This is a genomic window from Caulobacter sp. 17J65-9 (assembly GCF_010975005.1).
Lineage (GTDB): Bacteria > Pseudomonadota > Alphaproteobacteria > Caulobacterales > Caulobacteraceae > 17J80-11.
The window spans coordinates 1-25,383 of the sequence record NZ_JAAIVC010000027.1 but is presented as its reverse complement, the minus strand read 5'-3'; the positions used below and the strand labels follow the sequence as shown (position 1 = coordinate 25,383).

The 25,383-nt window shown below is 69.6% G+C and carries 24 protein-coding genes; 11 read left to right on the top strand and 13 right to left on the bottom strand.

What is annotated here, in order from left to right; genetic code table 11:
- Positions 1–96: 96 nt before the first annotated feature.
- Positions 97–735, bottom strand: coding sequence for a TetR family transcriptional regulator (locus G3573_RS06900; protein WP_240454554.1), 639 nt, complete (start codon positions 733–735; stop codon positions 97–99).
- A 129-nt stretch (positions 736–864) separates the two neighbouring features.
- Here G3573_RS06900 and G3573_RS06895 point away from each other — a divergent pair, with 129 nt between their 5' ends.
- From G3573_RS06895 to G3573_RS06885, 3 genes are all read left to right on the top strand, one after another.
- Positions 865–1,935, top strand: coding sequence for a glycosyltransferase family 1 protein (locus tag G3573_RS06895; RefSeq protein ID WP_163260349.1), 1,071 nt, complete (start codon positions 865–867; stop codon positions 1,933–1,935).
- Positions 1,936–2,038: 103 nt separating this feature from the next.
- Positions 2,039–4,099 (top strand): NAD(+) synthase, encoded by a 2,061-nt coding sequence (locus G3573_RS06890; RefSeq protein WP_163260348.1) that lies wholly within the window; start codon positions 2,039–2,041, stop codon positions 4,097–4,099.
- Positions 4,100–4,154: 55 nt separating this feature from the next.
- Positions 4,155–4,778 carry a YceI family protein gene (locus G3573_RS06885; protein ID WP_163260347.1) on the top strand — a complete coding sequence of 208 codons (624 nt, stop codon included), beginning with the start codon at positions 4,155–4,157 and terminating at the stop codon, positions 4,776–4,778.
- 91 nt (positions 4,779–4,869) lie between these two features.
- Here G3573_RS06885 and G3573_RS06880 read toward each other — a convergent pair whose 3' ends face one another.
- The 5 genes from G3573_RS06880 to phnC all read right to left on the bottom strand — a co-directional run bounded on the left by G3573_RS06880 (position 4,870) and on the right by phnC (position 10,269).
- Complete coding sequence (locus G3573_RS06880) at positions 4,870–5,916, bottom strand: substrate-binding domain-containing protein (protein ID WP_163260346.1); 1,047 nt, start codon at positions 5,914–5,916, stop codon at positions 4,870–4,872.
- A gap of 92 nt (positions 5,917–6,008) precedes the next feature.
- On the bottom strand, positions 6,009–7,304 hold the full coding sequence (locus tag G3573_RS06875) for a porin (RefSeq protein WP_240454553.1): 1,296 nt from the start codon (positions 7,302–7,304) through the stop codon (positions 6,009–6,011).
- A gap of 339 nt (positions 7,305–7,643) precedes the next feature.
- Entirely contained in the window at positions 7,644–8,441 is a 798-nt protein-coding gene (phnE, locus tag G3573_RS06870) for a phosphonate ABC transporter, permease protein PhnE (RefSeq protein ID WP_163260345.1), read from the bottom strand.
- Between the two features lie 11 nt (positions 8,442–8,452).
- Complete coding sequence (gene phnD, locus G3573_RS06865) at positions 8,453–9,478, bottom strand: phosphate/phosphite/phosphonate ABC transporter substrate-binding protein (protein ID WP_163260344.1); 1,026 nt, start codon at positions 9,476–9,478, stop codon at positions 8,453–8,455.
- Positions 9,475–10,269, bottom strand: a complete 795-nt coding sequence (phnC, locus tag G3573_RS06860; RefSeq protein ID WP_163260343.1) for a phosphonate ABC transporter ATP-binding protein — start codon at positions 10,267–10,269, stop codon at positions 9,475–9,477. The genes phnD and phnC overlap by 4 nt, the downstream gene beginning before the upstream one ends.
- A gap of 279 nt (positions 10,270–10,548) precedes the next feature.
- Between phnC and G3573_RS06855 the strand changes: the two genes are divergently transcribed.
- The 7 genes from G3573_RS06855 to G3573_RS22525 all read left to right on the top strand — a co-directional run bounded on the left by G3573_RS06855 (position 10,549) and on the right by G3573_RS22525 (position 16,371).
- Positions 10,549–11,805: a type III PLP-dependent enzyme gene (locus G3573_RS06855; protein ID WP_163260342.1), complete on the top strand. Its 1,257-nt coding sequence runs from the start codon at positions 10,549–10,551 to the stop codon at positions 11,803–11,805.
- 178 nt (positions 11,806–11,983) lie between these two features.
- Positions 11,984–13,045, top strand: coding sequence for a deoxyhypusine synthase (locus G3573_RS06850; RefSeq protein WP_163260341.1), 1,062 nt, complete (start codon positions 11,984–11,986; stop codon positions 13,043–13,045).
- Between the two features lie 143 nt (positions 13,046–13,188).
- Complete coding sequence (locus G3573_RS06845) at positions 13,189–13,653, top strand: hypothetical protein (protein ID WP_163260340.1); 465 nt, start codon at positions 13,189–13,191, stop codon at positions 13,651–13,653.
- Positions 13,654–13,675: 22 nt separating this feature from the next.
- A complete protein-coding gene (locus G3573_RS06840; protein ID WP_163260339.1) occupies positions 13,676–14,026 on the top strand; it encodes a hypothetical protein in 351 nt (116 codons plus the stop codon).
- 116 nt (positions 14,027–14,142) lie between these two features.
- Positions 14,143–14,787: a hypothetical protein gene (locus G3573_RS06835; protein WP_163260338.1), complete on the top strand. Its 645-nt coding sequence runs from the start codon at positions 14,143–14,145 to the stop codon at positions 14,785–14,787.
- 11 nt (positions 14,788–14,798) lie between these two features.
- Positions 14,799–15,551 carry a phosphatase PAP2 family protein gene (locus tag G3573_RS06830; RefSeq protein WP_163260337.1) on the top strand — a complete coding sequence of 251 codons (753 nt, stop codon included), beginning with the start codon at positions 14,799–14,801 and terminating at the stop codon, positions 15,549–15,551.
- 37 nt (positions 15,552–15,588) lie between these two features.
- The gene (locus G3573_RS22525; protein WP_163260336.1) at positions 15,589–16,371 is read left to right on the top strand and encodes a phosphatase PAP2 family protein; all 783 of its coding nucleotides are present in this window, start codon (positions 15,589–15,591) and stop codon (positions 16,369–16,371) included.
- A gap of 178 nt (positions 16,372–16,549) precedes the next feature.
- On the opposite strand, the gene aguB is transcribed toward G3573_RS22525, so the two are convergent.
- From aguB to G3573_RS06800, 5 genes are all read right to left on the bottom strand, one after another.
- Positions 16,550–17,419 carry an N-carbamoylputrescine amidase gene (aguB, locus tag G3573_RS06820; RefSeq protein WP_163260335.1) on the bottom strand — a complete coding sequence of 290 codons (870 nt, stop codon included), beginning with the start codon at positions 17,417–17,419 and terminating at the stop codon, positions 16,550–16,552.
- Entirely contained in the window at positions 17,416–17,793 is a 378-nt protein-coding gene (locus tag G3573_RS06815; protein ID WP_163260334.1) for a hypothetical protein, read from the bottom strand. Before G3573_RS06815 ends, aguB begins: the two co-directional genes overlap by 4 nt.
- Complete coding sequence (locus G3573_RS06810; RefSeq protein WP_163260333.1) at positions 17,790–18,806, bottom strand: agmatine deiminase family protein; 1,017 nt, start codon at positions 18,804–18,806, stop codon at positions 17,790–17,792. The genes G3573_RS06815 and G3573_RS06810 overlap by 4 nt, the downstream gene beginning before the upstream one ends.
- A 159-nt stretch (positions 18,807–18,965) precedes the next feature.
- Entirely contained in the window at positions 18,966–21,338 is a 2,373-nt protein-coding gene (locus tag G3573_RS06805; protein WP_163260332.1) for a TonB-dependent receptor, read from the bottom strand.
- A 152-nt stretch (positions 21,339–21,490) separates the two neighbouring features.
- A complete protein-coding gene (locus G3573_RS06800; RefSeq protein WP_163260331.1) occupies positions 21,491–22,678 on the bottom strand; it encodes a class I SAM-dependent rRNA methyltransferase in 1,188 nt (395 codons plus the stop codon).
- Between the two features lie 63 nt (positions 22,679–22,741).
- On the opposite strand from G3573_RS06800, the gene G3573_RS06795 reads away from it, so the two are divergent.
- A complete protein-coding gene (locus G3573_RS06795; RefSeq protein WP_163260330.1) occupies positions 22,742–24,292 on the top strand; it encodes a glycosyltransferase family 39 protein in 1,551 nt (516 codons plus the stop codon).
- Here G3573_RS06795 and msrA read toward each other — a convergent pair.
- Together msrA and G3573_RS06785 are read right to left on the bottom strand one after the other, a co-directional pair.
- Positions 24,267–24,866 (bottom strand): peptide-methionine (S)-S-oxide reductase MsrA, encoded by a 600-nt coding sequence (msrA, locus tag G3573_RS06790; RefSeq protein ID WP_163260329.1) that lies wholly within the window; start codon positions 24,864–24,866, stop codon positions 24,267–24,269. The two genes, G3573_RS06795 and msrA, sit on opposite strands and share 26 nt — an antisense overlap.
- Positions 24,867–24,987: 121 nt before the next feature.
- Positions 24,988–25,383, bottom strand: a 396-nt coding sequence (locus G3573_RS06785) for an OmpA family protein (RefSeq protein ID WP_163260328.1), incomplete at its 5' end; no start/stop codon positions are given.

Genomic DNA, 25,383 nt, shown 5'->3' with positions numbered 1-25,383 from the left:
CTTAGCCTCGCGGCGCCCTTACGGAAAGAGGGCGAACGCGAGCGCGAGGTCGCGGACGGGCGCGTCAGAAATGAGGCTGGGGCGCGGGAGCGCGACCTAATCCCACAGGTCGGTGACGTCGCCCTTGCGGTTGAGCATGTGGGCGGCGCGCTTGACCACCTTCAGCACGGCCTGGACGCGGGCGTCGCGCTCGTAGCTGGGACCGGTGCGGGCCAGGCCCTCCAGGGCGAAGCGGGCCAGGTCGCGGCTGGCCTGGAAGCGCGGATCCCGCCCGGCCTGCAGGAAGCCCAGCAGCGGGCCGCCGACGCCGGAACGGTCGAAGGCGGCCTGAGCCGGGCGGATGGCGTCGGCCACCTGCGGGTCGGTGCGGGCGGCCGCCTCCAGCTCCATGAAAGCGCGGAACGGCTGGGTCTGCAGCAACCGCCAGTAGGCGTCGATCGCCTCGTCCACGGCGTCGGCCCCGCGCGGCAGGGCGGCGTGGGCCTGGCGGAACAGCACCTCGCGCGCGGCCTGCACGTGGGCGGCGGCGGCGGCGAGCAGGCTCTCGCGGTCGGGGAAGTGATAGAGCATGGCCCCGCGGGTCAGCTCGGCCGCCTCGGCGATCTTCGGATTGGTCGCCTCGACCACGCCGATGTCCGCGAACAGCCGCATGGCGGTGTCCAGGATGCGGGCGCGGGTCCGGCGCGACTTGGGCGTGTCGCGACCGCGAGGTTCGAGGGAAGCGGTGTCTGACATGATCGCGCGATCCATAGCCCCCCCGGGCGCGACTGCAAACCGCGCGGCGTCGTTAATCCTGATCCCTCGCAATTGTCACAAATCCCTCTTATACGGCTTGGGTCTTCAAGGGTCGGGTCGAAGCTGCGTATGCGGATTCTGTTAGCGACGGACGCGTGGGAGCCCCAGGTGAACGGGGTCGTGCGCACCTTGACCCGCACCGTGGCCGAATGCCGCGCGATGGGGCACGAGGTGCTGGTCCTCTCGCCGGACCAGTTCAAGACCATCCCCTGCCCGACCTATCCGGAGATCCGTCTGGCGCTGGGCGCCTACGAAGAGATCCGCGAGCGCTTCAAGACCTTCGAGCCGGACGGCATCCACATCGCCACCGAGGGCCCGATCGGCCTGGCGGCGCGGCGCATCTGCCTGGAGTGGAAGCTGCCGTTCACGACCAGCTACCACACCAAGTTCCCGGAATACGTCTCGGCCCGGTTCCCGGTGCCGGTGCAGGCGGGCTACGCCTACATGCGCTGGTTCCACAATCCGTCGGGCCGGCTGATGGTCGCGACGCCGACGCTGCGCGACGAGCTGGTCAAGCACGGCTTCCGCAACGTCTCGCCCTGGTCGCGCGGCGTCGACACCGAGCTGTTCCGCCCGGACCTGGAGCCGATCTACAAGGACCTGCCCCGCCCGATCTGGCTGAACGTCGGCCGCGTGGCGGTGGAGAAGAACATCGAGACCTTCCTGGCGACGGACCTGCCCGGCACCAAGGTGGTGGTCGGCGACGGTCCGGCCCGCGAGGAGCTGCAGGCCAAGTATCCCAAGGCGGTGTTCCTGGGCGCCAAGTTCGGCGACGAGCTGGCCCGCTGCTTCGCCGACGCCGACGTGTTCGTCTTCCCGTCCTGGACCGACACCTTCGGCCTGGTGATCCTGGAAGCCATGGCGACCGGCACGCCGGTGGCCGCCTTCCCGGCCCACGGCCCGATCGACATCATTCCGGGCTCTGGCGCCGGCGCGATCCACGACGACCTGCGCGAGGCCTGCCTGGAAGCGCTGAAGTGCGACCGCAAGACGGTGCGCGCCTACGCCGAGAAGTTCTCCTGGCGCGCTTCGGCCGAAGAGTTCGTGCGCAACCTGCAGCCCTATCCGGAGCCGGAGAAGACCCGCTTCTGGCGGCGTCTGCGGCGCCTGGCGCGGCTGCGGCGGCGCAACGCGGCTTAACTTCCCTTCTCCCGCAAGGGGAGAAGGAAGGTCGCAGTGATGGAAAACCTTCGCGCTAAGGCTTAAATCGTGCGCGAACGGCGTTTCCGCACGAGGTCTTTGCGTGGCTTCCAACGCGTCCCAGTTCTACTCCATCCACCGTCAGGGGTTCGTGCGGGTGGCCGCCTGCACGCCGCGCATCGAGGTCGGCGACCCGGCCTCGAACGCCGCCAAGACCATCGAGCTGGCCCGCCAGGGCGACGCCGAGGGCTGCGGCCTGATGGTGTTCCCGGAGCTGGGGCTGTCGGCCTACGCCATCGACGACCTGCACCTGCAGGACGCCCTGCTGGACGCGGTCGAGGCCGGGGTCGCCGAGGTCTGCGAGGCCAGCAAGGCGCTGGCGGCGGTGCTGGTGGTCGGCGCGCCGGTCCGGCGCGAGGGCCGGCTCTACAACACCGCCGTGGTGATCCACCGCGGCCGGGTGCTGGGCGTGGTGCCCAAGACCTTCCTGCCCAACTACCGCGAATATTATGAGAAGCGCTGGTTCGCGTCCGGCGCGGGCCTGAAGGGCCTGAGCGTGCGCCTGGCCGGCCAGACCGTGCCGTTCGGCGCCGACCTGGTGTTCGAGGCTGGCGACTATCGCGACTTCGTCTTCCACGTGGAGATCTGCGAGGACTTCTGGTCGCCCTCGCCGCCCAGCATCCGCGGCGCCCTGGCCGGCGCCCTGATCCTCTGCAATCTGTCGGCGTCGAACGTGGTGATCGGCAAGGCCGACGAGCGGGCCCTGCTGTGCGCCTCGCAGTCGGTGCGCTGCCACGCGGCCTACGTCTATTCGGCCTCGGGTCCGGGCGAGAGCACCACCGACCTGGCCTGGGACGGCCAGGCCACCATCCACGAGCTGGGCGCCCTGCTGGCCGAGACCCAGCGCTTCCCGACCAAGTCGCAGATGGCCATCGCCGACGTCGACGTGGAGCGGATCCGGCTGGACCGCCTGCGCGACGGCACCTTTAACGACGCCGCCGCCTTCTCCGGACATCCGGAGACCGAGTTCCGGCGCGTCACCTTCGCGTTCGAGCCGTCCTACGCCGACCTCGGGCTGAAACGGCAGATCGACCGCTTCCCCTACGTGCCGGACGACCCGGCCCGGCTGGACAAGGACTGCTACGAAGCCTTCAGCATCCAGGTGCAGGGGCTGATGAAGCGGCTGCAGGCCACCAGCACCAAGAAGCTGGTGATCGGCGTCTCCGGCGGGCTGGATTCGACCCACGCCCTGCTGGTCGCCTGCCGCGCCTTCGACCTGATGGGTTGGCCGAGGACCGACATTCTGGGCTTCACCATGCCCGGCTTCGGCACCTCGGACGGCACCAAGTCCAACGCCTGGAAGCTGATGCGGGCGCTGGGGATCACCGCCGAGGAGATCGACATCCGCCCCGCCGCCGAGCGGATGCTGGCCGACCTCGGCCACCCGTTCGCCAAGGGCGAGCCGGTGCACGACGTGACCTTCGAGAACGTGCAGGCGGGCCTGCGCACCGACTACCTGTTCCGCGCCGCCAGCCAGCGCGGCGGCCTGGTGCTGGGCACCGGCGATCTGTCGGAGCTGGCGCTGGGCTGGTGCACCTACGGGGTCGGCGACCAGATGAGCCACTACAACGTCAACGCCTCGGTCTCGAAGACCCTGATCCAGCACCTGATCCGCTGGGTGGCGAACTCCGGCGTGGTGGTCGAGGAGACCGCCGAGGTGCTGCGCGCCATCGTCGCCCAGGAGATCTCGCCCGAGCTGGTGCCGGCCGACGCGTCCGGCGCCATGCAGAGCACCGAGGTCAAGGTCGGTCCCTACGCCCTGCAGGACTTCAACCTCTACTACGTGAACCGCTTCGGCCTGCGTCCGTCGAAGATCGCCTTCCTGGCCTGGCACGCCTTCCGCGACGCCAAGGCGGGGGCCTGGCCGCCGGGCCTGCCCGACGAGGCCAGGCGCGCCTACGACCTGGCCGAGATCCGCAAGTGGCTGGAGGTCTTCCTGTTCCGCTTCTTCCAGATCAGCCAGTTCAAGCGTTCGGCCATGCCGAACGGGCCGAAGGTGGTGACCGGCGGCAGCTTGTCGCCGCGCGGCGACTGGCGCGCGCCGTCCGACGGCAACGCGCGGGTCTGGCTGGCGGAGCTGAAGGCCAACACGCCGGAAAGCTGAGCCGGGAACCGCGGCGCGTTTCCGCCCCTTCCTGAGGGTTCCGGAGTACGCGTCCATGTTGATCAAGCACGAGTTCGCCGCCGCCGGCGCCGCCGTTCTCCTGGCGCTGGGCGGTCCCGCCGCGGCCCGCCAGGCGGTCACCCAGAACCCGGCCGAGGTGCAGGCCGGGACCTATGCGATCGATCCGGCCCACAGCAAGATCACCTGGAAGGTCTCGCACCTGGGCTATTCGACCTATGTCGGCCAGTTCGCCAAGGTCGAGGGCGTGCTGCACCTCGACGCCAAGTCCCCCGCCGCCAGCAAGATCAACGTCACGATCGACACCACCTCGCTGGGCACGCTGAACCCTGCGCTGGACAAGCACGTGAAGTCGTCCGAGTTCCTCGACGTCGAGAAGTTCCCGGTCGCCACCTTCAACTCCACCCAGGTGCAGCCGACCGGGCCGAAGACCGCGAAGGTCACGGGCGACCTGACCCTGCGCGGGGTGACCAAGCCGGTGAGCGTGGACGTCCAGTTCAACCAGGCCGGGACCAATCCGCTCGACAAGCGCTACTCGCTGGGCTTCGCCGGCGAGGCCAGGATCAAGCGCTCGGACTTCGGGATCACGACGTACATCCCCGCCGTGGGCGACGAGGTCACGCTGGAGATCGAGGCCGAGCTGAAGCGGACCGGCGACTGAGCTCTCCTCCCCCGCTGCGCACGGGAGGAAAAAAGAAAACGCCGCGGACCTTGCGATCCGCGGCGTTCCTGACTTCGAAGGGGTCGGTCGCTTAGGCGGCCGGACGCTTCATCGGCGGCAGGTTGGCGGCGACCTGCTTCTGGCCGTCGTGCTGGCCGGCCGGCAGCGGGATCAGACCGCGGTCCTGCAGGTAGCCGCCACGGCCGGTGGCCGCGTCGGACACGAACTCGGCGACGAATTCCTTCAGGCCCGGCGTGACGCCGACGTTGGCCTTCTTCACGTAGATGTAGAGCGAGCGCGACAGCGGGTAGGAGCCGTCGGCGATGGTCTGGGCGGTCGGAGCGACGCCGTTGACCTTCGCGGCCTTCACCTTGTCCATGTTCTCTTCCAGGTACGAGTACCCGAAGATGCCGAGCGAGCCCGGGGTCTTGGTCAGGGTGCCGACGATGGCGTTGTCGTTTTCACCGGCGTCGACCCAGGCGCCGTCCTCACGGATGGTGTCGGCCAGCTGCTTGAAGCGCTTCTCGTTGTCGCCACGGATCTGGTCCATGGTCGGGAACTTGCGGGCGCCGGCTTCCAGGGCCAGCTCCACGAAGGCGTCGCGGGTGCCCGAGGTCGGCGGCGGGCCGTACACCAGGATGCGGTTGCCCGGCAGGCCGGTGCCGATCTGATCCCAGGTGGTGTACGGGTTGGCCGGGAATTGGCCGCCGCGCAGGGCGTTCTTGGCCAGGGCCAGGTACAGGTGCTCGGTCTTGAAGCTGTAGTCGGCGCCGTCCTTGTCGGTGGCGACCACGATGCCGTCGAAGCCGACCTTGATCTCGACGATGTCCTTCACGCCCTTGGCGGCGCAGGCGTCGAACTCGGACTTCTTCATCGGACGCGAGGCGTTGGCGATGTCCGGGAAGCCGGCGCCCGTGCCCGAGCAGAACAGCTTGATGCCGCCGCCGGTGCCCAGGCTCTCGACCTTCGGAGCCTTCATGCCGGTCTTGCGGGCGAAGTTTTCAGCCACGCGGGTGGAGAACGGGAACACGGTCGACGAACCGGCGGCCCAAACGTAGTCGCGGCCGGCGGCGAAGGCCGGCGAGGCGCCGGCGGTCAGGGCGGCGACAGCGGCGGCCGCCACGAGAAGCTTTTTCATCGGTCTCTCTCCAAGGCGACGAGGGTGTTTAACCCGGCCGCCGGAAGGGGGAAAGGAACGGTCCGCGGCGAAGGCCGCGGACCGCCAATTCATTAGAAGTCCAGCTGAGCGCGCAGTTGGAAGACGTTCACGTCGACGTCGTTCTTGGCGACACCGTTGGTGATCGTCTTGTTCGGCAGGTCGTTCTTACCAACGGTGTAGTTGGCGACGAACTTGACGTACGGGAACGGATAGTAGTTCGCGCCGAGGGTGACGCCGGTGTACTCGCCGGCGTTGGCCAGGGTGCCGGTCCACGGCGTGGCGGCCGGAGCGACGTTGTGGGCGTCGGTCAGGTCGGCGTAGTCGTAGCGCGCCAGCAGTTCGATGGCGCCGGCGCCGCCCGCGGTGGTCGGGTTCAGGACCTTCTGGCGGCCGAACTCGGCCTTCTTCACGTCGTAGTTGCGGCTCTCGCCGGTCGGGAACCAGCTGACGTAAGCGTAGCCGGTCTTGATCTCGGCGTCGGCGGTCTTCGTCGCGGTGGCGGTCAGCCCCTCGGCGTTGATCACGGCGTACTCGCCCTGCACCGAGAAATTGTTGTGCACGTAGGCCAGCTCGGCGGCGTAGGTGGTGTCGGCCGTGGCGTAGCCGCCGGTCGAGACGTAGCGGTTGCCGTAGTTGGTGTTCGGGCGAGCCTGGTAGGTGAAGGCTTCCGAACCGGCGTCGCGGTAGCGACCCCACAGGCCCAGGTGCAGCTTGTCGGTGTCGGTGACGATCGGCGCGTAGGTGAAGCGGCCGGTGACGCCCAGACGCTCTTCAGCGTCGACCACGCCGTTGCCGGCGGCGACGTCGGCGTCGTTGATCGAACCACCGGTCACGCCCACGGCGGCCGACCAGTTGTAGTTGCTGACGTACTTGCCGACCACGCCCAGGGTGTAGCTGGCGTCGGTCACGTCGGCGAACGGGCCGCGATCCATGAACGAGGTGAAGCGGGTCGAGGTCAGGTTCTCGAGCGAGGCGACCTTCAGGTTACCCGCCATCAGCGAGATCTGCTCGGTCGGCTTGTACTCGATGACCACGTCGTCCCACGACGGCGTGCCGCCGTTCACCCAGCCGCCTTCGATCTTGTAGGCCCACTGCGAGTTCAGCTGGCCTTCGACGCCCAGGAACACCTGGCGGCCGCGGACCTGACGGGCGGAGAAGTCGACGCCGGTCTCGCGATCGACGTCTTCGTACACGCCGTCGACCAGGATGCGGCCGCGGACTTTGAACTTCACGTCGTCGTTCGAGAATTCCGGCGCGCCCTTCCAGGCGGTCGACAGCTCTTGAGCTTGCGCGGCGGCGCCGAGGGCGACGGCCGCGAGGACGCCGAGAGCGGCGCCGGCGAGCAGCGGGTTATTCCGCATGGTCATTGGTCCTTTAGATCCCCACCCGACCCATTCACGTCAGGTCGAGCGGGGATGTACGAGGGCCGCATGACGGCGACTTAGCAGTTGTGCGAAGGAAAAATGACAGTCCGCACCCGGAGCGAAAGTGGTGCGTAAAGGTCACAACGACCCGTTACCCGTCGACCCACGTTCGCCGAAGAGTCGGTGGGAACTGGCGCCCCCGCGATCACCTCGCCCGCAGATGAACGCTATCAGGCAGCCGCGCGCGCGACCTGCCCGCGCCCGGCGCAGGTGCGGAATCCGGCGCGTTTGACGCGATTTCGCTGGAAGAGCGCCCGACAGGTCGGCGAGCGGCGCTCCGAACTAAAGGAGTCGCTTTCGGATCGCCTGGGACAGTCGGTCGATCAGGAAGACGGCGACCGTGATGACCATGGCGATGGCCGACACGCGCTCGTACTCGAAGCTCTGCAGGTTGCTGAACAGCAGCTGGCCGATGCCGCCGGCCCCGATCAGGCCCAGCACGGTGGCCGAGCGCGAGTTCGATTCGAAGCGGTAGAGGGCGTAGGAGGTCCACAGCGGCGCGACCTGGGGAATCACGCCCCAGACGATCTCGTGCAGCGGCGTCGCGCCGGTGGCGCGCACGCCCTCGACCGGACGCGGGTCCATCGATTCGACCGCCTCGGAGAACAGCTTGCCCAGCACCCCGCCGGTGTTGAGCGCCAGGGCCATGACGCCGGCGAACGGGCCCAGGCCCACGGCCACCACGAAGATGGTGCCCATCACCAGGTCGGGCACCGAGCGCAGCACGTCCAGCGCCAGGCGCACCGGCTGCACGATCCAGGCGGGCGCGATGTTGCGCGCCGCCGCCAGGCCCAGCGGCACGGCCAGGACCACGGCGATGCAGGTGCCCCACAGCGCGATCTGGATGGTCAGCCACATCTGGCCGACATAAAGCCGCCAGTCGCTCCAGTCCGGATTGGCGAAGCCCTGGGCGAACTGGCGCATGTTCTCGGACTTCGAGATCACCAGCGGCAGCTTGTACATCTCCGCCGGGCCGAAGCTGGCCGCCAGCAGGGCCAGGACGCCGCCCCAGAGCAGGACGTCGAAGGCGACGTCCGAGACGGACCGCTTCGGCGGGGCGGGAACGGCGGCGGCGGTCATCGGAAGCTCGTTTACCGGGCGGGGGCGTCGGCCGGGGCCTGGGCGGTCTTGGCCTCCAGCGCGGCGCGTTCGCGAATAATGTCGGCCAGCGCCTTCTCGGCCTTGGCCACGGCGGCCGCGTCGCCCGAGTTGCGGGCCTCCAGCAGGACCTCGGTCGCCTCCATCTCGCGCACCGGCAGCAGGTGCGAATCGTCGGCCGGCTTGAACACCCCGAAGGACAGCTTGGCCAGGACGGCCCGCTGGCGCTCGGCCTCGGGGCCCGTGCCGGTCCCGTAGGTCAGGAAGAAGGAGCGGACCTTCTCCTTGGTGGCCGGATCCAGGTCCTTGCGCCAGACGATCGGGTCTTCCGGCAGGGTCGGCGAGGTCCACACCACCTTCACCTTGGCCGCCAGCTCCGGCCGGCTCGCCTTCAGCAGCTTCAGCTGGGTGGAGTTGTTGGTGGCGGCGTCCAGCACGCCGTTGGCCACCGACATCAGATTGGCTTCATGGTTGGCCGAGCGGACCGTCTTGAAGCACTTCTGCGGGTCGATGCCCTTGGGCAGGAACAGGTAGGTCATCGGCGCCAGCGTGCCCGAAGTGGACTTCGCGTCGCCGAGGCCGAAGGTCAGCTTCTTGCCGCAGGCGGTGATGTCGTCCAGCGTCAGCGGGCTGTCGGCCTTGACGATGATCACCGAGTGATAGCCGTCCACGCCCGACGGGTCGGACGAGCGGACGAACACCTGGCCGCCGCCGCGGCGCACCGCCTCCAGGCCCGACTGGTTGGAGAACCAGCCCACCTGCACCTGGTTGAATTTCATGGCCTCGACCAGCGAGGTGTAGTTGGAGGCGAAGAACGGCTTCACCTTCAGCCCGGTCTGCTTCTCCATGTCGGCCAGGAACGGCTTCCACAGCTGCTCCTGGTTCTGGGAGTTCTCCGTCGACAGGATGGAGAAGTTGATCTCGTTCGGCGCGTTGGCGGCCGGCTTCTCGGCCTGATTGCAGCCGGTCAGGGCCAGCGACAGGGCGGCCAGGCCCATAAGGGCGGTGCGGCGGATCATGGGGCGACTCCCTCCCAGAACGCGTCCTCGATCTCAGGACCGTAGATCTCGATGAGTTTTGCGCGGCCGAGCGTCTTGCTCGGGCCGTCGTAGACGACCTTGCCCTCCTGCAGGGCGATCACCCGGTCGCAATAGCGGATGGCGTAGTCGACCTGGTGCAGCGTGACGATTACGCCGAGGCCGTCGCGCTGGTTCAATTCGACCAGCAGCTCCATCACCCGGCGGGCCGACACGGGGTCGAGCGAGGCGACCGGCTCGTCGGCCAGGATCGCCTGGGCGCCCTGGACCAGCACGCGGGCGATGGCGCCGCGCTGCTGCTGGCCGCCGGAGAGGGTGTTGGCGCGCTGGCCGGCGTAGTCGGCCACGCCGACGCGGGCCAAGGCCTCCATGGCGCGGCGCTTTTCAGTCTGCGGCCAGGCGCCGAGCAGGCCGCGCCAGAAGGGAAGCCGCGGCAGCGCGCCCAGCAGGGTGTTGGTGAACAGCGACAGCCGCCCGACCAGATTGAACTGCTGGAATACGAAGCCGAGCCGCGCGCGCGCCTTGCGCACCTGGCCGCTGACCCGTCCGTCGCGCTGCACGGCCACGCCGAACACGTCGATCGCGCCCGCGCCCCGGTCGATCGGGGCCAGGCCGGTGATGGCGCGCAGCAGGGTCGACTTGCCGGACCCGGACGGGCCGATCAGCGCCACCATCTCGCCCGCGCGGACCTCCACCGAGACGCCGTCCAGCGCCCGGTGCGATCCAAACGTCTTCGTCACGGCGCGTACCGACGCCACGGCGGTCGTGGTCACGCGGGCCCCCACACTTACTTATGCGCCCGCAATGGCTGAGCTGCGCGACGCTTTCATGACAACGCGAATCAATGCCGCCACCGGCGGCGGAACGCCATGGATAGACCTGTTGCGACCAGCCGCCGCATGCCGATGTTCGGCCATTCCCGGCGTTTTACCAATTGGAGACTTTACACGCCGCTCAAATGACCCTATCTCGCGCGGCTCCGGCGGACCCCGGGACGTCCGAAACGCTGCTAACGCCGGTCTGGGTTCAACAACTTGTTGGGGGTTGCGTGGGTGGAAAAGCACCATACGCCCCTGGACCTGGTCCGAGCGCGGTCTCCGGAACGCCCTGTCGCCCTCGTGCGACCGGGTACGGTGGCCGAAGCGGCGAAATGGTTCCAGGCTAATCTCAAAGGCGACGTTTTCTACGCCGTAAAGGCGAACCCGTCTGCGTGGGTCATCGAGACCCTGTGGCGCAACGGTGTGACGTCCTTCGACGTGGCTTCGGTCCCCGAGATCGAGCTCGTGCGTTCGGTCGCGCCGCAAGCGCGCCTGGCGTTCATGCACCCGGTGAAGAGCCGGGCGGCGATCGCCAAGGCGTACTTCGATTACGGCGTGAAGACCTTCTCGCTCGACTGCCATGAGGAACTGCAGAAGATCCTCGAGGCGACCGGCGGTGCGAAGGATCTGAACCTGATCGTGCGCATGGCGGTCAGCGCCGACGGCGCGGCCTACTCGCTGTCGGGCAAGTTCGGCGTGTCGCCGGACCAGGCCCCGTCGCTGTTGCTGGCCACCCGCCAGGCGACCGACGAGCTGATGGGCGTGGCCTTCCACGTGGGTTCGCAGTGCATGCGTCCGTCCGCCTACCAGGCGGCGATGGCGCAGGTCTCGCGCGCCCTGGTCCGCGCCGGCGTGTTCGCCGACGTGGTCGACGTGGGCGGCGGCTTCCCGTCGATCTATCCGGGCATGCACCCGGCCGAGTTGCAGGAATACGTCGACGCCATCCATCGCGGCTTCGCCGAGATGCCGGTGTCGGAGACGACCGAGCTGTGGGCCGAGCCCGGCCGCGCGCTGGTGGCCGAGTCCTCGTCCATCCTGTGCAAGGTCGACCTCAAGAAGGGCGACGCGCTGTACCTGAACGACGGGTCCTACGGCTCGCTGTTCGACGCGACGCACTCCAAGTGGCCCTTCCCGGTGAAGCTCGTCCGCGACGGCGAGGCCTCGACCGAACTGAAGCCGTTCCGCTTCTACGGTCCGACCTGCGACTCGATCGACCACATGCCGGGCCCGTTCTGGCTGCCGGCCGACGTGCGCGAAGGCGACTACATCGAAATCGGCATGCTCGGCGCCTACGGCGTCGCCATGAACACCCGGTTCAACGGCTACGGCGACACCGAGACCGTCGAGGTCGAGGACAGCCCGATGGCCTCGATGTACGGCCTGGCCCCGCGCGCCATCCCGCTCGTGCGTCAGCGCGAAGAGGAAGAGCGCAAGGTGGTGCGTCTGTCGCGTCCGAAGGGCGCGGCCGGCAAGAAGCGCCGTCGTCGCTAAGCCGCCCCCCGACCGGCCGAAGAAGCTGGGCGGGACCTGAAATCGTTAGTCTTCCGGCCGGCCTCCGCTTAAAGCGGGGGCCGTTCCATAGAGGGCTTCCTCCGCGCGCGCCGGTCGCTCCGTCCCGGCCCGCGGATTTACGAAGGACGGGCGCTCAAACCACTGGGAAACCACTGAGATGAACGCACCGGTTCAGAACAACAACCGCAAGGCGGAGCTGCTGTCCAAGACCGTCGAGCACGTCGACATGACCTCGTTCGACGCTCGCCCGATCATCGACAGCATGCGCAAGATGTCGTTCTCCTCGCGCGACACCGCGCGCGCGGCCGACATCTTCAACATGGCGATCGAGGACAAGGACTGCTCGCCGTGGCTGATCCTGGCCGGGTCGACCTCGGCCGGCGGCTGCATGCACGTCTACCGCGACATGGTGAAGTTCGGGATGATCGACGCGGTGGTCGCCACCGGCGCCTCGATCGTCGACATGGACTTCCTGGAAGCGCTGGGCTTCCGCCACTACCAGGCGGACTCGACGGTGGACGACCGTGAGCTGCGCGAGATGTACATCGACCGCATCTACGACACCTACATCGACGAAGAAGAGCTGCAGAGCGTCGACCACACGATCTACGAGATCTGCAACCTGCTCGAGCCGCGCCCCTACTCCTCGCGCGAGTTCATCTACGAGATGGGCAAGTGGCTGGCCGCCGGCAACGCGAAGAAGACCGGCACCCTGGTGCAGACCGCCTATGAAGAGGGCGTGCCGATCTTCTGCCCGGCGTTCGTGGACAGCTCGGCCGGCTTCGGCCTGGTCAAGCACCAGAAGGAGCGCATGGCCGAAGGCAAGCCCTACCTGACCATCGACGCGGTGGCCGACTTCCGCGAACTGACCGACGTGAAGATCGCGGCCGGCACCACCGGCCTGTTCATGGTCGGCGGCGGCGTGCCGAAGAACTTCGCCCAGGACACCGTGGTGTGCGCCGAAATCCTCGGCATCGAAGCCGACATGCACAAGTACGCGGTGCAGATCACCGTCGCCGACGTGCGCGACGGCGCCTGCTCGTCCTCGACCCTCAAGGAGGCCTGCTCCTGGGGCAAGGTCGACGTGACCTGGGAACAGATGGTGTTCGCCGAAGCCACCACCGTGGTGCCGCTGATCGGTTCGGACGCCTACCACCGCGGCGGTTGGAAGAACCGCGAGAAGCGCCGCTGGCAGAAGCTGTTCGACAAGAAGGCCTGACGCCCGAACGCGTCGGAAGTGCGAAAGGGGCCGGAGCGATCCGGCCCCTTTTTCTTTTGAAAAAGCGAGGCCTTAGGAACCGCCGGGGCCGTGACCCCTTTCCCCTCCGACGATCGCGTAACGGTCGGAGGAGTACCCGCGTCATGGCCGAGCAAGGCGGCCCGAACCTCACCGGCAAGAAGGGCCATTTCGAAACCAACAAGGTCGAAGGCGACCGCTCGGGCGTGCTGGGCTCGGTCGGGGCCACCGAGGCGGGCGCGACGTCCTCCTCCTATGTCGCCCCCGGCCCGCACGAGGGCGGGGTCGAGCCCCAGGGCGGGCCGTCCATGACCGCCAACCTGGACCACCGGCGCGGCGTGCCCCGCTACAAGGGCCCGCGCGGCGTGGCCGAGAACCTGCACACCGACACCTCGCTGCGCCCCGTGCGGGCGACCCAGCGGGTCACGCGGCGCGACTTCACCCCCGACATCGACGACCTGGGCGATCCCTACCTCGGCCCGCGCGGCGACCCGGCCGAGGGCCGCAGCGGCGCGTACGAGGCCCGGGAGTCCGGCGATCCCTGGCTGGGCGCGCGCGGCGATCCGGCCGAGGGCCGGCGTTACGACTGACATCCGAGAGGAGACCCATCGCATGGGCCAGCACCGCGACGACTCCAAGGCGGGCGACCTGGAAGGCCGCACCGGCATGATCGGCAAGCATCCCCAGCAGACCAGCGGCTTCGGAAAGGGCCACTACCCCACCGGCGGCGGCAAGGGCGTGAGCGCCATCCCGGAGGGCGACGACATCCCGGCCGAGGACATGACCTTCAGCCAGGGCGGCGGCTCGGGCAGCCAGCCCGGCATGGGCAAGCGCCTGGCCACCGACGAGGAAGAGGACCGCGGCCACTTCGACCGCGGCCACATGAGCAAGCAGTCCGGCGGCGACGAGAGCAAGCGCAACCGCGCCCAGGGCGCGCAGCAGCACGGCGCGCGGCCGAAGTAGCCTCCCGGAACAACCGGGCGAAGAGATGCGAGACTTGCCGCTGGAAAGCCGGTTAGTCTCGCGCCTCTAGTCGGGGCGCGCCGCCCCGGGACATGCGGCGCAAGGGGGGAATTCACATGCACGCTGTCACGCGCCCGTTCGGCCGGGCCCTCGCCGTCGTGGCCGTCGTGGCCGTCGCGGCCGTCTGCCTGGTCGCGCCGTCAGCCCTGGCGCAGACCTCCGAGATGGAGCAGCTGGGGACCGAGCTGGCCCATACCCTGTTCGAGGCGGCCGACCTCGACGCCGCGATGACGGCCGGCATGAACGCCGAGCTGCCCGAGCTGGGCAAGGCCTTCGCCGAGATCGGCGGGCGTCCGGAGTGGACGGCCATGGTCATGGAAGCGGCGAAGGAGGAGCTGGCCGCCGATCGTCCGGCCCTGGAGCGCATCATGGGCCGCGAATTCGTCCACGACTTCACGCCGGCCGAGCTCCGCGCCGGGATCACCTTCCTGAAAAGCCCCTCGGGCGTCGCCATGCTGAAGGCCGCGACCGCCCAGACCGCCAGCCAGCCCGCGCCGCCGATGACGCGCGCGGTCCAAAAGGACATCGAACGGTTCATGCGCACCCCCGAGGGCCGCGCCTTCATGGATAAGTTCGCGAAGGTCGGCGACAGCATGGAGGGCGCGAAGTCCGACATCCTGGCCGAGATTTTCCCCGGCCTCCTGCGCCGGTTCGGCGAGAAGGCCGAGGCGGCCGAGAAGGCCCGCGAAGCCGCCCGCTAGGAGGGAACGCCATGCGTCGCATCCTCGTCGTGGCCGGCGCGGCCCTGCTGCTTTCCAGCGCCGCCCTGGCCCAGAACGCGCCGAAGCCGTCCGGCTATCTGCCGGCGGGCGCGCTCGACCCCGCCAGCTTCCTGCCCCCCTTCCCGGCCCCGGGTTCGGCCGCCGAGGCGCTGGACAAGGCCGGCTACGCCCCCGTGCCGGTCGGCTCGCCGCGCTGGGAGCAGGCCAAGGCCGACGACGACCTCAAGCAGCTGGCCCACAACTTCCGCTGCGCGGTCGGCGTCGAGCTGACCCCGCAGAACGCGCCGGCCCTGCTGAACGCGGTCGAGCGGGCCTTCGTCGACGCCGATGCGGTCGTGGCCAAGGCCAAGGCGCTCTACCCGCGCGACCGGCCGTTCGAGACCGACCCGAACCCGGAGGCTCCCTACTGCCTGTCGGCGCCGCGCGAGCGGGTGGCGGCCTCGCCCTCCTATCCGTCCGGGCACGGGACCAACGGCTATCTGTTCAGCCTGATGCTGGCGGAATCCGCGCCGGACCGCGCCGGTCAGCTGATCGCCCGCGGGCGGGACTTCGGCGACAGCCGCATCGCCTGCCGCGTCCATCACCCCAGCGACATCCAGGCCGGCCAGCTGGTCGCCACCGCCTTGTTCGCCCGCCTGCAGGCCGAGCCGGCCTTCCGGGCCGACATGGACAAGGCGCGCGCCGAGGTGGCCGCCGCCCGGGCCGCGGCCAAGGCCCCGCCGCAGGGCTGCCCCGCCGCCTGACTTTGACCCGAGGCCCGGTCGGCGGCATGCTTCAGCCGTGCGTCCGCCGATCCGCCTGGTCCTGACCCTTTGCATCGCCGTCGCCGGCTGCGCGGCGGTGACCGGCCAGATCACGCCCGCGGCCGTGACCCCGAGCGGCTATCTGTCGGCCGCGACCGCCAGCGCCGTGCTGGCCGACCTGCCGCCGCCGCCCGCCGCCGGCTCGCCCGAAGACCAGGCCGACCGTCGCGCCTTCCTGGAGACCCGCGCGCTGGAGGACACCCCGCGCTGGACCGCGGCCCAGGCCGACGCCGAGCTCGACCCGGCGTTTGCGCCCACCCTGTTCGACTGCGCGCTCGGCGCACGGGTCACGCCCGCCGAGGCCCCGGCCCTGACGCGCCTGTTCGCCCGCTCGCTGGCCGACACCATCGACGCCTGGACCGTCGCCAAGACCAAGTGGTTCAGGACCCGCCCCTATCTGGAGGCGCCGGGCTCGGTCTGCGTGCGCACCTCGCCCGAGGTCGACCAGAGCTCGGCCTATCCGTCGGGCCACGCGGCGGCCGGCTGGCTGTGGGCGCGGGTCATGGCCGACCTCGCCCCCGACCGGGCGGAAGAGCTGCTGGCGCAAGGAAGGCGCATCGGCGACAGCCGCGTGGTCTGCGGCCTGCACCACCCCAGCGACGTGGAGGCCGGCCGCAAGCTGGGCGACGCCATCTACGACAAGCTGACGGCCGACCCGGCCTTCCAGGCCGACCTGACGGCCGCGCGCGCGGAGGTCGCCGCGGCCAGGGCCAAGGGCGTCGCCAATCCGGTGTGCACGGCGCAGGCTGAGGCGAGGTGAAACCCCCTTCTCCCCTTGCGGGAGAAGGTGGCGCGCGGAGCGCGTCGGATGAGGGGTGTCGGCGCGACATCGAACGTCCCGCGTAACCGACACTCATCCGGAGACCGGCGTGCTTGCACCCCTCATCCGGCCGGCTCCGCCGGCCACCTTCTCCCGCAAGGGGAGAAGGATAAGCTCCTCACGCCGGCCGGGGATCGACCAGGCTGCGGTAGAGGTCGGTGCGGCGGTCGCGGAAGAAGCCCCAGGCCGCGCGGTGACGATCGACGTAGTCGAGGTCGAAGGTGGCGGTCAGCACGCCCTGGTCGTCGCGACCGAAGCCGGCGACCAGGTCGCCGCGGTGATCGGCGATGAAGGACGAGCCGTAGAAGGTCTGGCCCGCCGCGGTGACGTCCTCATGGCCCGTGCGGTTGGCGCCGACGACCGGCACGACGTTCGACACCGCGTGGCCGACCATGGCGCGACGCCACGGCTCGGCGGTGTCCAGCTCCTTGTCGTGCGGCTCGGAACCGATGGCGGTCGGGTAGAACAGCACCTCGGCGCCCTGCAGCATCATCGCGCGCGCGGTTTCCGGGTACCACTGGTCCCAGCAGATGCCGACGCCGACGCGGCCGAACTTGGTGTCCCAGACCTTGAAGCCGGTGTCGCCGGGGCGGAAGTAGTACTTCTCCTGGTAGCCCGGCCCGTCGGGGATGTGGCTCTTGCGGTAGACGCCCATGGCCGAGCCGTCGGCGTCCAGCATCACCATCGAGTTGAAGTAGTGCGGGCCCTCGCGCTCGAAAATCGACACGGGGATGGCCACGCCCAGTTCCTTGGCCAGGTCGGCCATGGCGATGACGCACGGGTGCTCGCGCCACGGATAGGCGGTGCCGAACCAGCGCTCCTCCTGGCTGACGCAGAAGTACGGCCCCTGGAACAGCTCCGAGGGCAGGATCACCTGCGCGCCCTGGCCGGCCGCCTCGCGCACCAGCTCGGCGGTGCGGCGGATGTTGGCGTCCATGTCCGCGCCGTAGGACGACTGCAGCGCGGCGACGGTGATCTTCCTGGTCACTCGGCTTTCCCCACCATGCGGCCTTCGCGATAGGTCGCGCTCAGCCGGATTTTTCCATCGATCAATTCGTTGAAGGCGTCGAGTTCCTCGGCCGGCACCCAGAGCTCCTGGTGCGTGCGGCCGCCGGCGATCTGAACGGGCCAGCGCCCGGTCGGATCGCCGGTCAGATCGAACTCGACGACGTAGCCGACCCCGGCGTCCTCGTGCTTGGAATTCCAGTCGCGCGCGATCTGCTCGGCGTACTCGAAGTTAAGCACCGGATAGAAGATCGGCTGCTCGGCCAGCCGCGGCGGAAAGGCGCGCCAGCCCGCCGCTTCGATCAGCGCGAGCTCCGCTTCCCCGACCGGCCGGTACAGGCGCGTGGGCGCGATCACGCCGGCTCCTGCTGGCTGATGCAGTGGAACGAGCCGCCGCCCGACAGGATGGCGACCGAGGACAGGCCGATCACCTCGCGCTCGGGGAAGACGCTCTTCAGCGCCTCCACGGCGAAGGCGCCGGAGCGCTCCTCGTAGATCGGCACGATGACCGCCTTGTCGGCGATCAGGAAATTCATGTGCGAGGCCGGGATGACCTTGCCGTCCTCGTCGACGATGCGGCCCGGCGAGGGGACGCGCACCACATTCAGGGCCACGCCGCGGGCGTCGGTCATGGCCGTCAGCCGGCGCGCGGTCTCGTCGTAGACGGCCTGGTTCGGGTCGTCCTTGCCCCAGGCGATCGGGCAGGCCACCACGCCCGGCGCCACGAAGCGCGCCAGGTTGTCGACGTGGCCGTCGGTGTGGTCGTTCAGCAGGCCCTCGCCCAGCCACAGCACCTTCTTGGCGCCCAGCGCCTTGGCCAGGGCTTCTTCGGCCTGGGTCTCGGTCCAGCCGTCGTTGCGGTTGGGGTTGAGCAGGCACTGGTCGGTGGTCAGCACGGTGCCGTAGCCGTCGTGCTCGACCGCGCCGCCCTCCAGCACGAAGTCGTTGACCTTCAGGTCGACGCCGGCGGCGGCGGCGATCTGGCCGGCCACCTCGTCGTCGTGCGGCAGCTCGTACTTGCCGCCCCAGCCGTTGAAGCGGAAGCCGACCGCAGCGTCGGTCTCGCTCTCGCCGGCGATGTCCTTGGCGAAGATCGGGCCGGTGTCGCGGAACCAGATGTCGCCGAACAGGCCGCGGACGATCTCCACGCCTTTCACGCCGTCCAGCAGGGCGCGCGCGGCCGCCTCGGCCGCGTCGCCGTGGACCATCAGGCGCACCCGCTCGCCGCCCGACTCCGCCAGGGCGCGGGCCAGGTCGGCCACCTCCTGCTGGGCGGGCTCCAGGTTCTCCAGCCACAGGTCGGCGTGGCTGGGGAAGCCCAGCCACATCGCGCGGTGCGGCGCCCATTCGGCGGGAACGACCCGGTTCATCTCGACCCCTTCCGGAAAGCGAAGCGCGCGCAGATAGGCACGCCTGCGCAGGGGGTCAAGCCGCGAGCACCCCCGCCTTGCGCGCCGGCGGTCGCGGAAAAGAAGAAAGGGGCGGCCCGTCGCCGGACCGCCCCCGAAGTCACGCTCGTTCCGCGACGCTTAGAACGGGGCGCGCAGGGTCAGGGACACGGTGCGCGGGGCGCCGAGCTGGCCCTGGCGGGCGCCGTTCAGGTCGGTCGAGATGTCGCCGATGTACAGGCGGTCGAACAGGTTCTGAGCGTTGAGCTGCAGGTAGGCGCCCTCGTAGCCCAGGCTGTCCAGGTTGTAGCGGATGTCGGCGTCGAACACGGTGTAGCCCTGGGTCTTCTCCGTGTTGGTGACGTTGGTCCAGCGCTCCGACACCGACTTCGACTGCACGCCGAAGACGAAGTCGCCGGTCTCGTACTGGACGCGGGTCCCGAACTGGACGTGCGGGGTTTCCGGCACTTCACGGCCCTTGGTGACGTTGCCCGGGACGTTGTCCTGGATCTCGCTGCGCAGCAGCGACGCCGAGGCGTAGAAGGTCAGGCCGTCGACCGGCTCGAAGCCGAGCTGGCCGTCGGCGCCCCAGCGGCTGATCGAGCCGATGTTGACGTTGGTCGTGATCGTCTCGCCGCCGTCCAGGGTGTTCAGCGCGCGGACGATGTAGTTGTCGAACTCGGAGAAGAAGGCCGAGGTCGACAGCATCACGCGGCCCGACTGGAAGCGATAGCCGACGTCGTACTGGCGGCTGGTTTCCGGATCCGGGTTGGCCGGGATCCGGTCGTACAGGTCGTCCGTACGCGGCGCCGACAGGTTCTCGGAGTAGCTGGCGTAGACCGACTGGTTGTCGGCGAAGCGCCAGGTGAGGCCCACGTTCGGCAGGATGTCCTCGTACTCGCGGGTGAACTTCGCCGGCGCGCCCGGGATCACCGGAGCCTTCACGCTGTTGACTTCCGCCTGGCTGAGGTTGCCGCAGAAGGCGTTGAACGTGTCTTCCTGGTAGCAGCGGTTGTTCAGCTCACGCTTGAAGAACGGCGCGCGCACGCCGAGGTTCAGCGTCAGGCTGTCGTCCATGAAGTTGCCGACGTACTCGACCGCGAACTGGTTCAGGGTGGCGATCGAGGTGCGGTTGCGCTTCTGGAGCACGTCGCCGTCCAGGGTCAGCACCGGGCGGGCGTCGTGGCCGTCCTTGGCGCTGAACGGGTCGGTCGGGTTGCCCTTGGCGTCCAGGTAGCTGAATTCGCCGGTCTGGCGGTGATTGCCGCGGTCGAAGGTGTAGGCGAAGCGCAGACGCTGGTCTTCGGCGAAGTCCCAGATCAGCGAGGTGTTGACGCTGTAGCGGCGCGTGTTGGTGTTCGACGGCGAGTAGAGGCGGATGGTGTCGAGCAGATCGCCGTCGCCGTTCAGGTCGACGCCGGTCGCGGTCGGCGCGGCGGCGTTGAAGAACGAGCCCTGCAGACGCGCGTCGGTTTCCTTCAGGGCGGTGCTGCCGCCGCCGTTGGCCAGCACGTACTGGAAGGTCGGGTCGACCGTCAGCACCAGGCCTTCACCCAGGGTGAAGCGCGACTGGCCGCGGATGTTGCCGGTGTCCGAGGGGTTGATCGACAGGTTGTAGTAGTTCGAGCAGACCGACGACTCGTTCTGCGCCGTGCCGTTGACCGGGGTCAGCAGGGTGCAGGTCGGGTCGTTGTCCGGGTCCACCACGCCGTTGTTGAACTGGGCGACGCGGACGCGACGGATGAAGTTGTTGCGGTTCTCGTTCCAGTGGCCGGACAGGCTGACGAAGTCGCCGTTGTCGCCGAGCGGCTGGTAGACGCGGCCGTTGTACTGGGTCTTCTCCAGGCCGCCCGGGCCGACGAACTTGTCGTACTCGGTCTTCGAGGCGGAGAACCAGGCGCTGGCGCCGAACGGGCCGATCTCGCCGGTGTCCACCACGATGATGCCGCGGCGGTAGTTGTCTTCACCGGCCGACAGCTGGACGAAACCGCCGAATTCCTTGGCCGGCTTACGGGTGATGTAGTTGACCGTGCCGCCGGTGGCCGAGGCGGTCGGGCTGTCGACGTCGGTGGTGCCGAGGTTGACGCTGGCGCGCTCGATCAGCTCCGGATCCACCTGCTGGTTGGAATAGATCTGGTAGTTGCCGGTGTCGTTCAGCTGGATGCCGTCGACGTTCATCGAGATGCGCTGGGCGTCGTAGCCGCGGATCACCAGGTCGCCGCCGGCGGCGCCGTAGGCGTCGTTGTTGGTGAAGGTGACGCCCGGCATCAGGTTCAGCGACTGCAGCACGGTCTGGCCCGGCTGTTGGGTCGACAGGTATTCCTGAGTGACGGTGGCGCGCGACTTGGCGGCCTTTTCGGCGGCGATCACGCCGTCCAGGGTCTTCTGGCCGCGCTGGGCGGTGACGACGACTTCTTCGACTTCCTGAGAGCCGGTGGATTGGGCGGCGGCGGCCGAGGCGGCAGCCATCGCCAGCGCGGCGGCGGCCGCGCCGTAGATCAGCTTGGAACGCATGACGAGTATCCCCTCTCGATGACGAGCCCCGCGCTTCTTTGGAAGGCGCGGTGGTCGGGGGTCTCTAAAGCGCTGCTGTGCGACGCCAGACCGACACTAATGCGACGGTTTGATAACCCGCGATCCTCAGGCGCCCCGCCGTTGCGGCGAGGTCACACGAGGGCGAACAGCAGGCTCTTCAGGTAGGCGCTCTCGGGCAGGTGCGGGTGCTCCGGGTGGTCCCGGTCGGCGCCGCCGCGGGCGACGATCCGTCCCCGCCGCCCCGCCTCGTGCACGCCGCGGGCCACCTCCGCCTGGAAGTTGGCCGCGTCGACCGCGTGGGAGCACGACGCGATGAACAGGAAGCCGCCCGGCGCGACCGCGCGCGCGGCGAGGCGGGCCAGCTTGCGGTAGCCCTTCAGCGCCTGCGGCAGGTCCTTGCGCGACTTGGCGAAGGCCGGCGGGTCGGCGACCACCAGGCCGAAGCCGCCCGGCTCGGCCGCCTCCAGCACCGAGAAGCAGTCGGCGCGCTGGAAGGCGATCTTGCCGTCGACGCCGTTGGCCGCGGCGGCGCGGCCGGCGAACTCCAGCGCGCGCTCGGAGCGGTCGACGCTGACCACGCGCTCGGCCCCGCCCAGCGCCGCCTGCACCGCGAAGGCGCCGGCGTAGGCGTAGAGGTCCAGCACCGACTGCCCCTTGGCCACCTGGCGCACCAGGGCGCGGTTGGCGCGGTGATCGTAGAACCAGCCGGTCTTCTGGCCCTCCAGCGGGTCGGCGAAGTAGGTCGCGCCGTTCTCGCGCACCCGCACCGCCCCCTCGAGGTCGCCCTTCAGGACCCGGACCTCCTGGGGCAGGCCTTCCAGCCCGCGCGAGGCGGTGTCGTTGCGGGCCACGATGGTGGCGACCTCAGGCGCGACCCGGCCGATCGCCTCGACGATCTGGTCCAGCGACCGGTCGGCGCCGGCCGTGTTGGCCTGCAGCACCACCGTGTCGCCGAAGCGGTCGACGATCAGGCCCGGCAGGCCGTCGGCCTCGGCGTGGATCCAGCGCCACCAGGGCTCCTCGAACAGGCGCTGGCGCAGCTCGGCGGCGGCCCGCAGCCGCGCCTCGAAGAAGTCCGCGCCTGGCGCGACCGGGCCGGTCTCCAGCCGCCGCACCGAGATCAGGGTCGACGGGTTGAACCAGCCGTGGTCCAGCACCTCGCCGTTGCTGGTCGCCACCTGCACCAGGGCGCCGGCCGGCAGGGCCTTGGTGGCTGCGTCCATCTCCACCTCGTTGGAATAGATCCACGGATGGCCGCGCTGGGCGCGCTGGTGAGCCTTGGGCTTGAAGCGGACGACGGGGAGTTCGGAAGCGGTCATGGCGCGCTCTTTACACGATCGGCGCGAAAGGCCAGCGTCCCGCGCGGTTCGGAGGGCGCGCGCATGAGTTCGACATCCATCCTGCGGGATCCGTGGCGCACCACGCTGGCCTTTGTGGGCGTGCTGACCCTGCTGCGGCTGCTCGTGCTGTTCACCACCCCGCTCGAGCTCTCTCCCGACGAGGCGCAGTACTGGCTGTGGTCGCGCGAACTGCACTTCGGCTACTACTCCAAGCCGCCGATGATCGCCTGGCTGATCGCGCTCACCACCGGGATCGGCGGGAACGACGAGCCGTGGGTGAGGCTGTCGTCGCTGTTTCTTCACGCAGGCACGGCGCTGGTCCTGTTCCAGGTCGGCCGCACGCTCTACGACGCGCGCACCGGCCTGTGGTCGGCGGTGCTCTACAGCCTGATGCCGGGCGTCATGCTGTCGGCCGGCCTGGTCTCCACCGACGCCTCCCTGCTGTTCTTCCTGTCGCTGACGCTGTGGGCCTACGCCCGGCTGGTCACCGAAGCCGAGGACCGGGCCCGTCTGATCGCCGCGCTCGGCATGGGGGCGGCGCTGGGTCTGGCCTTCCTGTCGAAGTACGCCGCGCTCTACTTCCTGGCCGGCCTGCTGGCCCACGCCGTGATCTCGCGCGAGGCGCGGGCGGCCTGGAGCTGGAAGACCGTCCTGGCGGCGCTCGTCGCCTTCGCGGTCGTGGCCGCGCCGAACGTGGTCTGGAACGCCCACCACGGCTTCGCCACCGTCTCCCACACCGCCGACAACGCCAATTGGCACGCGGGCGACCTGTTCCACCCGATCGAACTGCTGGAGTTCCTCGGCGGTCAGCTCGGCGTGTTCGGGCCCGTGCCCTTTGTGGTGCTGGGGGTCGGCGTCTGGATGCTGCTGCGCGGCCGTGAGGCGGCCTCAGCCCCGGCCGACCGGCTGCTGGTCTGCATGGCGCTGCCGCCCCTGATCTTCGTCGCGATCCAGGCGCTGCTGTCCCGGGCCAACGCCAACTGGGCGGCGGCGGCCTACGTGGCCGGTTCGGTGCTGACGGCGGCCTGGCTGGTGCGCTGGAACGCCCGGCGGACCCTGACCGCGGCGCTGGGCATCCAGGGCCTGATGGCGGCGCTGCTCCTGGTTTCGGCGGTGTTCCCCGCGACGGCGGACGTGCTCGGCCTCGGCCGCAGCTTCAAGGACGTGCGCGGCTGGGACGCCATGACCCGCGAGGTGACGGCCCGGGCCGAACACGAACAGGCGGTCGGCGGCCTCGACTCCGTAGCGGTGGACAACCGCTACGTCTTCAACGCCCTGTCCTACTACGGCCGAGATTGGTTCGGCCGTGACGGGCGGCCGGAGTTGCGCGCCTGGGTGCGTACCGCCACGCCGAAGAGCCACGCCGAGACCTTCGCGCCCCTGGATGCGGCGCACGGCCGGCGCGTGCTGGCGGTCAGCCGCTCCGAGACAGGGAGTCCGGAGTTCGCGGCCGACTTCGCGCGGTTCGGCGGCTGGGAGGCGGCCTCCGTGAAGCTCGACCGCAAGCGCACCCGCGACTTCGCCATGGGCGTCGGCGAGGATTACGTGCGCCGGCCGCGGGATCCGGTCACCGGCCTCCCCATACGGCCTTGAGCCGGGCGTCGCGGCCGCAGCCCTCGCGGTAGGTGCGGTAGCGCAGCGGGTTCTTCTTGTAGAAGTCCTGGTGGTAGGCCTCGGCCGGCCAGAAGGTCGTCGCGTCGCGGACGGGGGTGACGAACTTGCCCTTCACCTGGGTCGCGGCGACCGCGCGCGACGCCTCGGCCTCGCGACGCTGGTCGGGACCCGAGACGAACACGGCCGTATGGTAGGACGGACCCCGGTCGCAGAACTGGCCGCCGGCGTCGGTCGGATCGATGGTGCGCCAGAACTTGTCGACCAGGGCGCGGTAGGAGACCCGGTTCGGGTCGAAGGTCACCTTCACCGCCTCGACGTGGCCGGTGCGCTCGCTCGACACCTGTTCGTAGGTCGGCCGCGGTTCGGACCCGCCGGTGTAGCCCGCCACCGCCGAGACCACGCCTGGGATCTTCTCGAAGTCGGCCTCGGTGCACCAGAAGCAGCCGCCGGCGAACACCGCGGTCTGCGTGGCGGGCGCGGGCGCGGCCCGGGCGCCGCAGACCGCGAACGCGACCGCGAAGCTCAGGCCCAGGACGAAGGATCGGCGCGTCATGCGCGCACGATGCGCCCGCACGTGAACAGGCGCAACGGATACCGCCCAAACGCAAGAAGCCCGGCCTTTCGGCCGGGCTTCCGCGACGTCGCCCGAGGGCGACGATCTCAGGCGATCAAGATCAGAAGTTGATGTTGATCGAGGCGCGGCGGTTGAGCGGCTCCTTCACCCCGTCGCCGGTGGCGACGGCCGGTTCGGATTCACCCTTCCAGTCGACCGACAGGACCGAGCCGTTGACGCCCATGCCCACCAGCGAGTCGGCGACGGCTTTCGCGCGGCGCTCCGACAGGCGGATGTTGTAGGCGGCCGAGCCGGAGGTGTCGGCGTGACCGACCACGACCACGCGGGTGGCGTTGCCGTGCGAAGCGTAGTTGGCCGCTTCCTGGATCACGGTCTGGGCTTCCGGCGTCAGGACGTACTGATCGAACGGGAAGTAGACCACGAAGTCGCGCGCTTCCATCACCGGCGCCGGCGGCGGCGGGGGCGGCGGCGGCGGGGCCGGCGGCGGGGGCGGCGG

Coding starts and splice junctions, on each gene's coding strand:
- phnE (WP_163260345.1), bottom strand. CDS start 8,441: ATGACCGCCGCCGCCGTTCCCGCCCCGCCGAAGCGGTCCGTCTCGGAC.
- G3573_RS06875 (WP_240454553.1), bottom strand. CDS start 7,304: ATGACCATGCGGAATAACCCGCTGCTCGCCGGCGCCGCTCTCGGCGTC.
- G3573_RS06880 (WP_163260346.1), bottom strand. CDS start 5,916: ATGAAAAAGCTTCTCGTGGCGGCCGCCGCTGTCGCCGCCCTGACCGCC.
- G3573_RS06840 (WP_163260339.1), top strand. CDS start 13,676: ATGGGCCAGCACCGCGACGACTCCAAGGCGGGCGACCTGGAAGGCCGC.
- msrA (WP_163260329.1), bottom strand. CDS start 24,866: ATGACGCGCCGATCCTTCGTCCTGGGCCTGAGCTTCGCGGTCGCGTTC.
- G3573_RS06805 (WP_163260332.1), bottom strand. CDS start 21,338: ATGCGTTCCAAGCTGATCTACGGCGCGGCCGCCGCCGCGCTGGCGATG.
- G3573_RS06900 (WP_240454554.1), bottom strand. CDS start 735: ATGTCAGACACCGCTTCCCTCGAACCTCGCGGTCGCGACACGCCCAAG.
- G3573_RS06795 (WP_163260330.1), top strand. CDS start 22,742: ATGAGTTCGACATCCATCCTGCGGGATCCGTGGCGCACCACGCTGGCC.
- G3573_RS06845 (WP_163260340.1), top strand. CDS start 13,189: ATGGCCGAGCAAGGCGGCCCGAACCTCACCGGCAAGAAGGGCCATTTC.
- G3573_RS06810 (WP_163260333.1), bottom strand. CDS start 18,806: ATGAACCGGGTCGTTCCCGCCGAATGGGCGCCGCACCGCGCGATGTGG.
- phnD (WP_163260344.1), bottom strand. CDS start 9,478: ATGATCCGCCGCACCGCCCTTATGGGCCTGGCCGCCCTGTCGCTGGCC.
- G3573_RS06800 (WP_163260331.1), bottom strand. CDS start 22,678: ATGACCGCTTCCGAACTCCCCGTCGTCCGCTTCAAGCCCAAGGCTCAC.
- G3573_RS06895 (WP_163260349.1), top strand. CDS start 865: ATGCGGATTCTGTTAGCGACGGACGCGTGGGAGCCCCAGGTGAACGGG.
- G3573_RS06850 (WP_163260341.1), top strand. CDS start 11,984: ATGAACGCACCGGTTCAGAACAACAACCGCAAGGCGGAGCTGCTGTCC.
- G3573_RS06830 (WP_163260337.1), top strand. CDS start 14,799: ATGCGTCGCATCCTCGTCGTGGCCGGCGCGGCCCTGCTGCTTTCCAGC.
- G3573_RS06835 (WP_163260338.1), top strand. CDS start 14,143: ATGCACGCTGTCACGCGCCCGTTCGGCCGGGCCCTCGCCGTCGTGGCC.
- G3573_RS06885 (WP_163260347.1), top strand. CDS start 4,155: ATGTTGATCAAGCACGAGTTCGCCGCCGCCGGCGCCGCCGTTCTCCTG.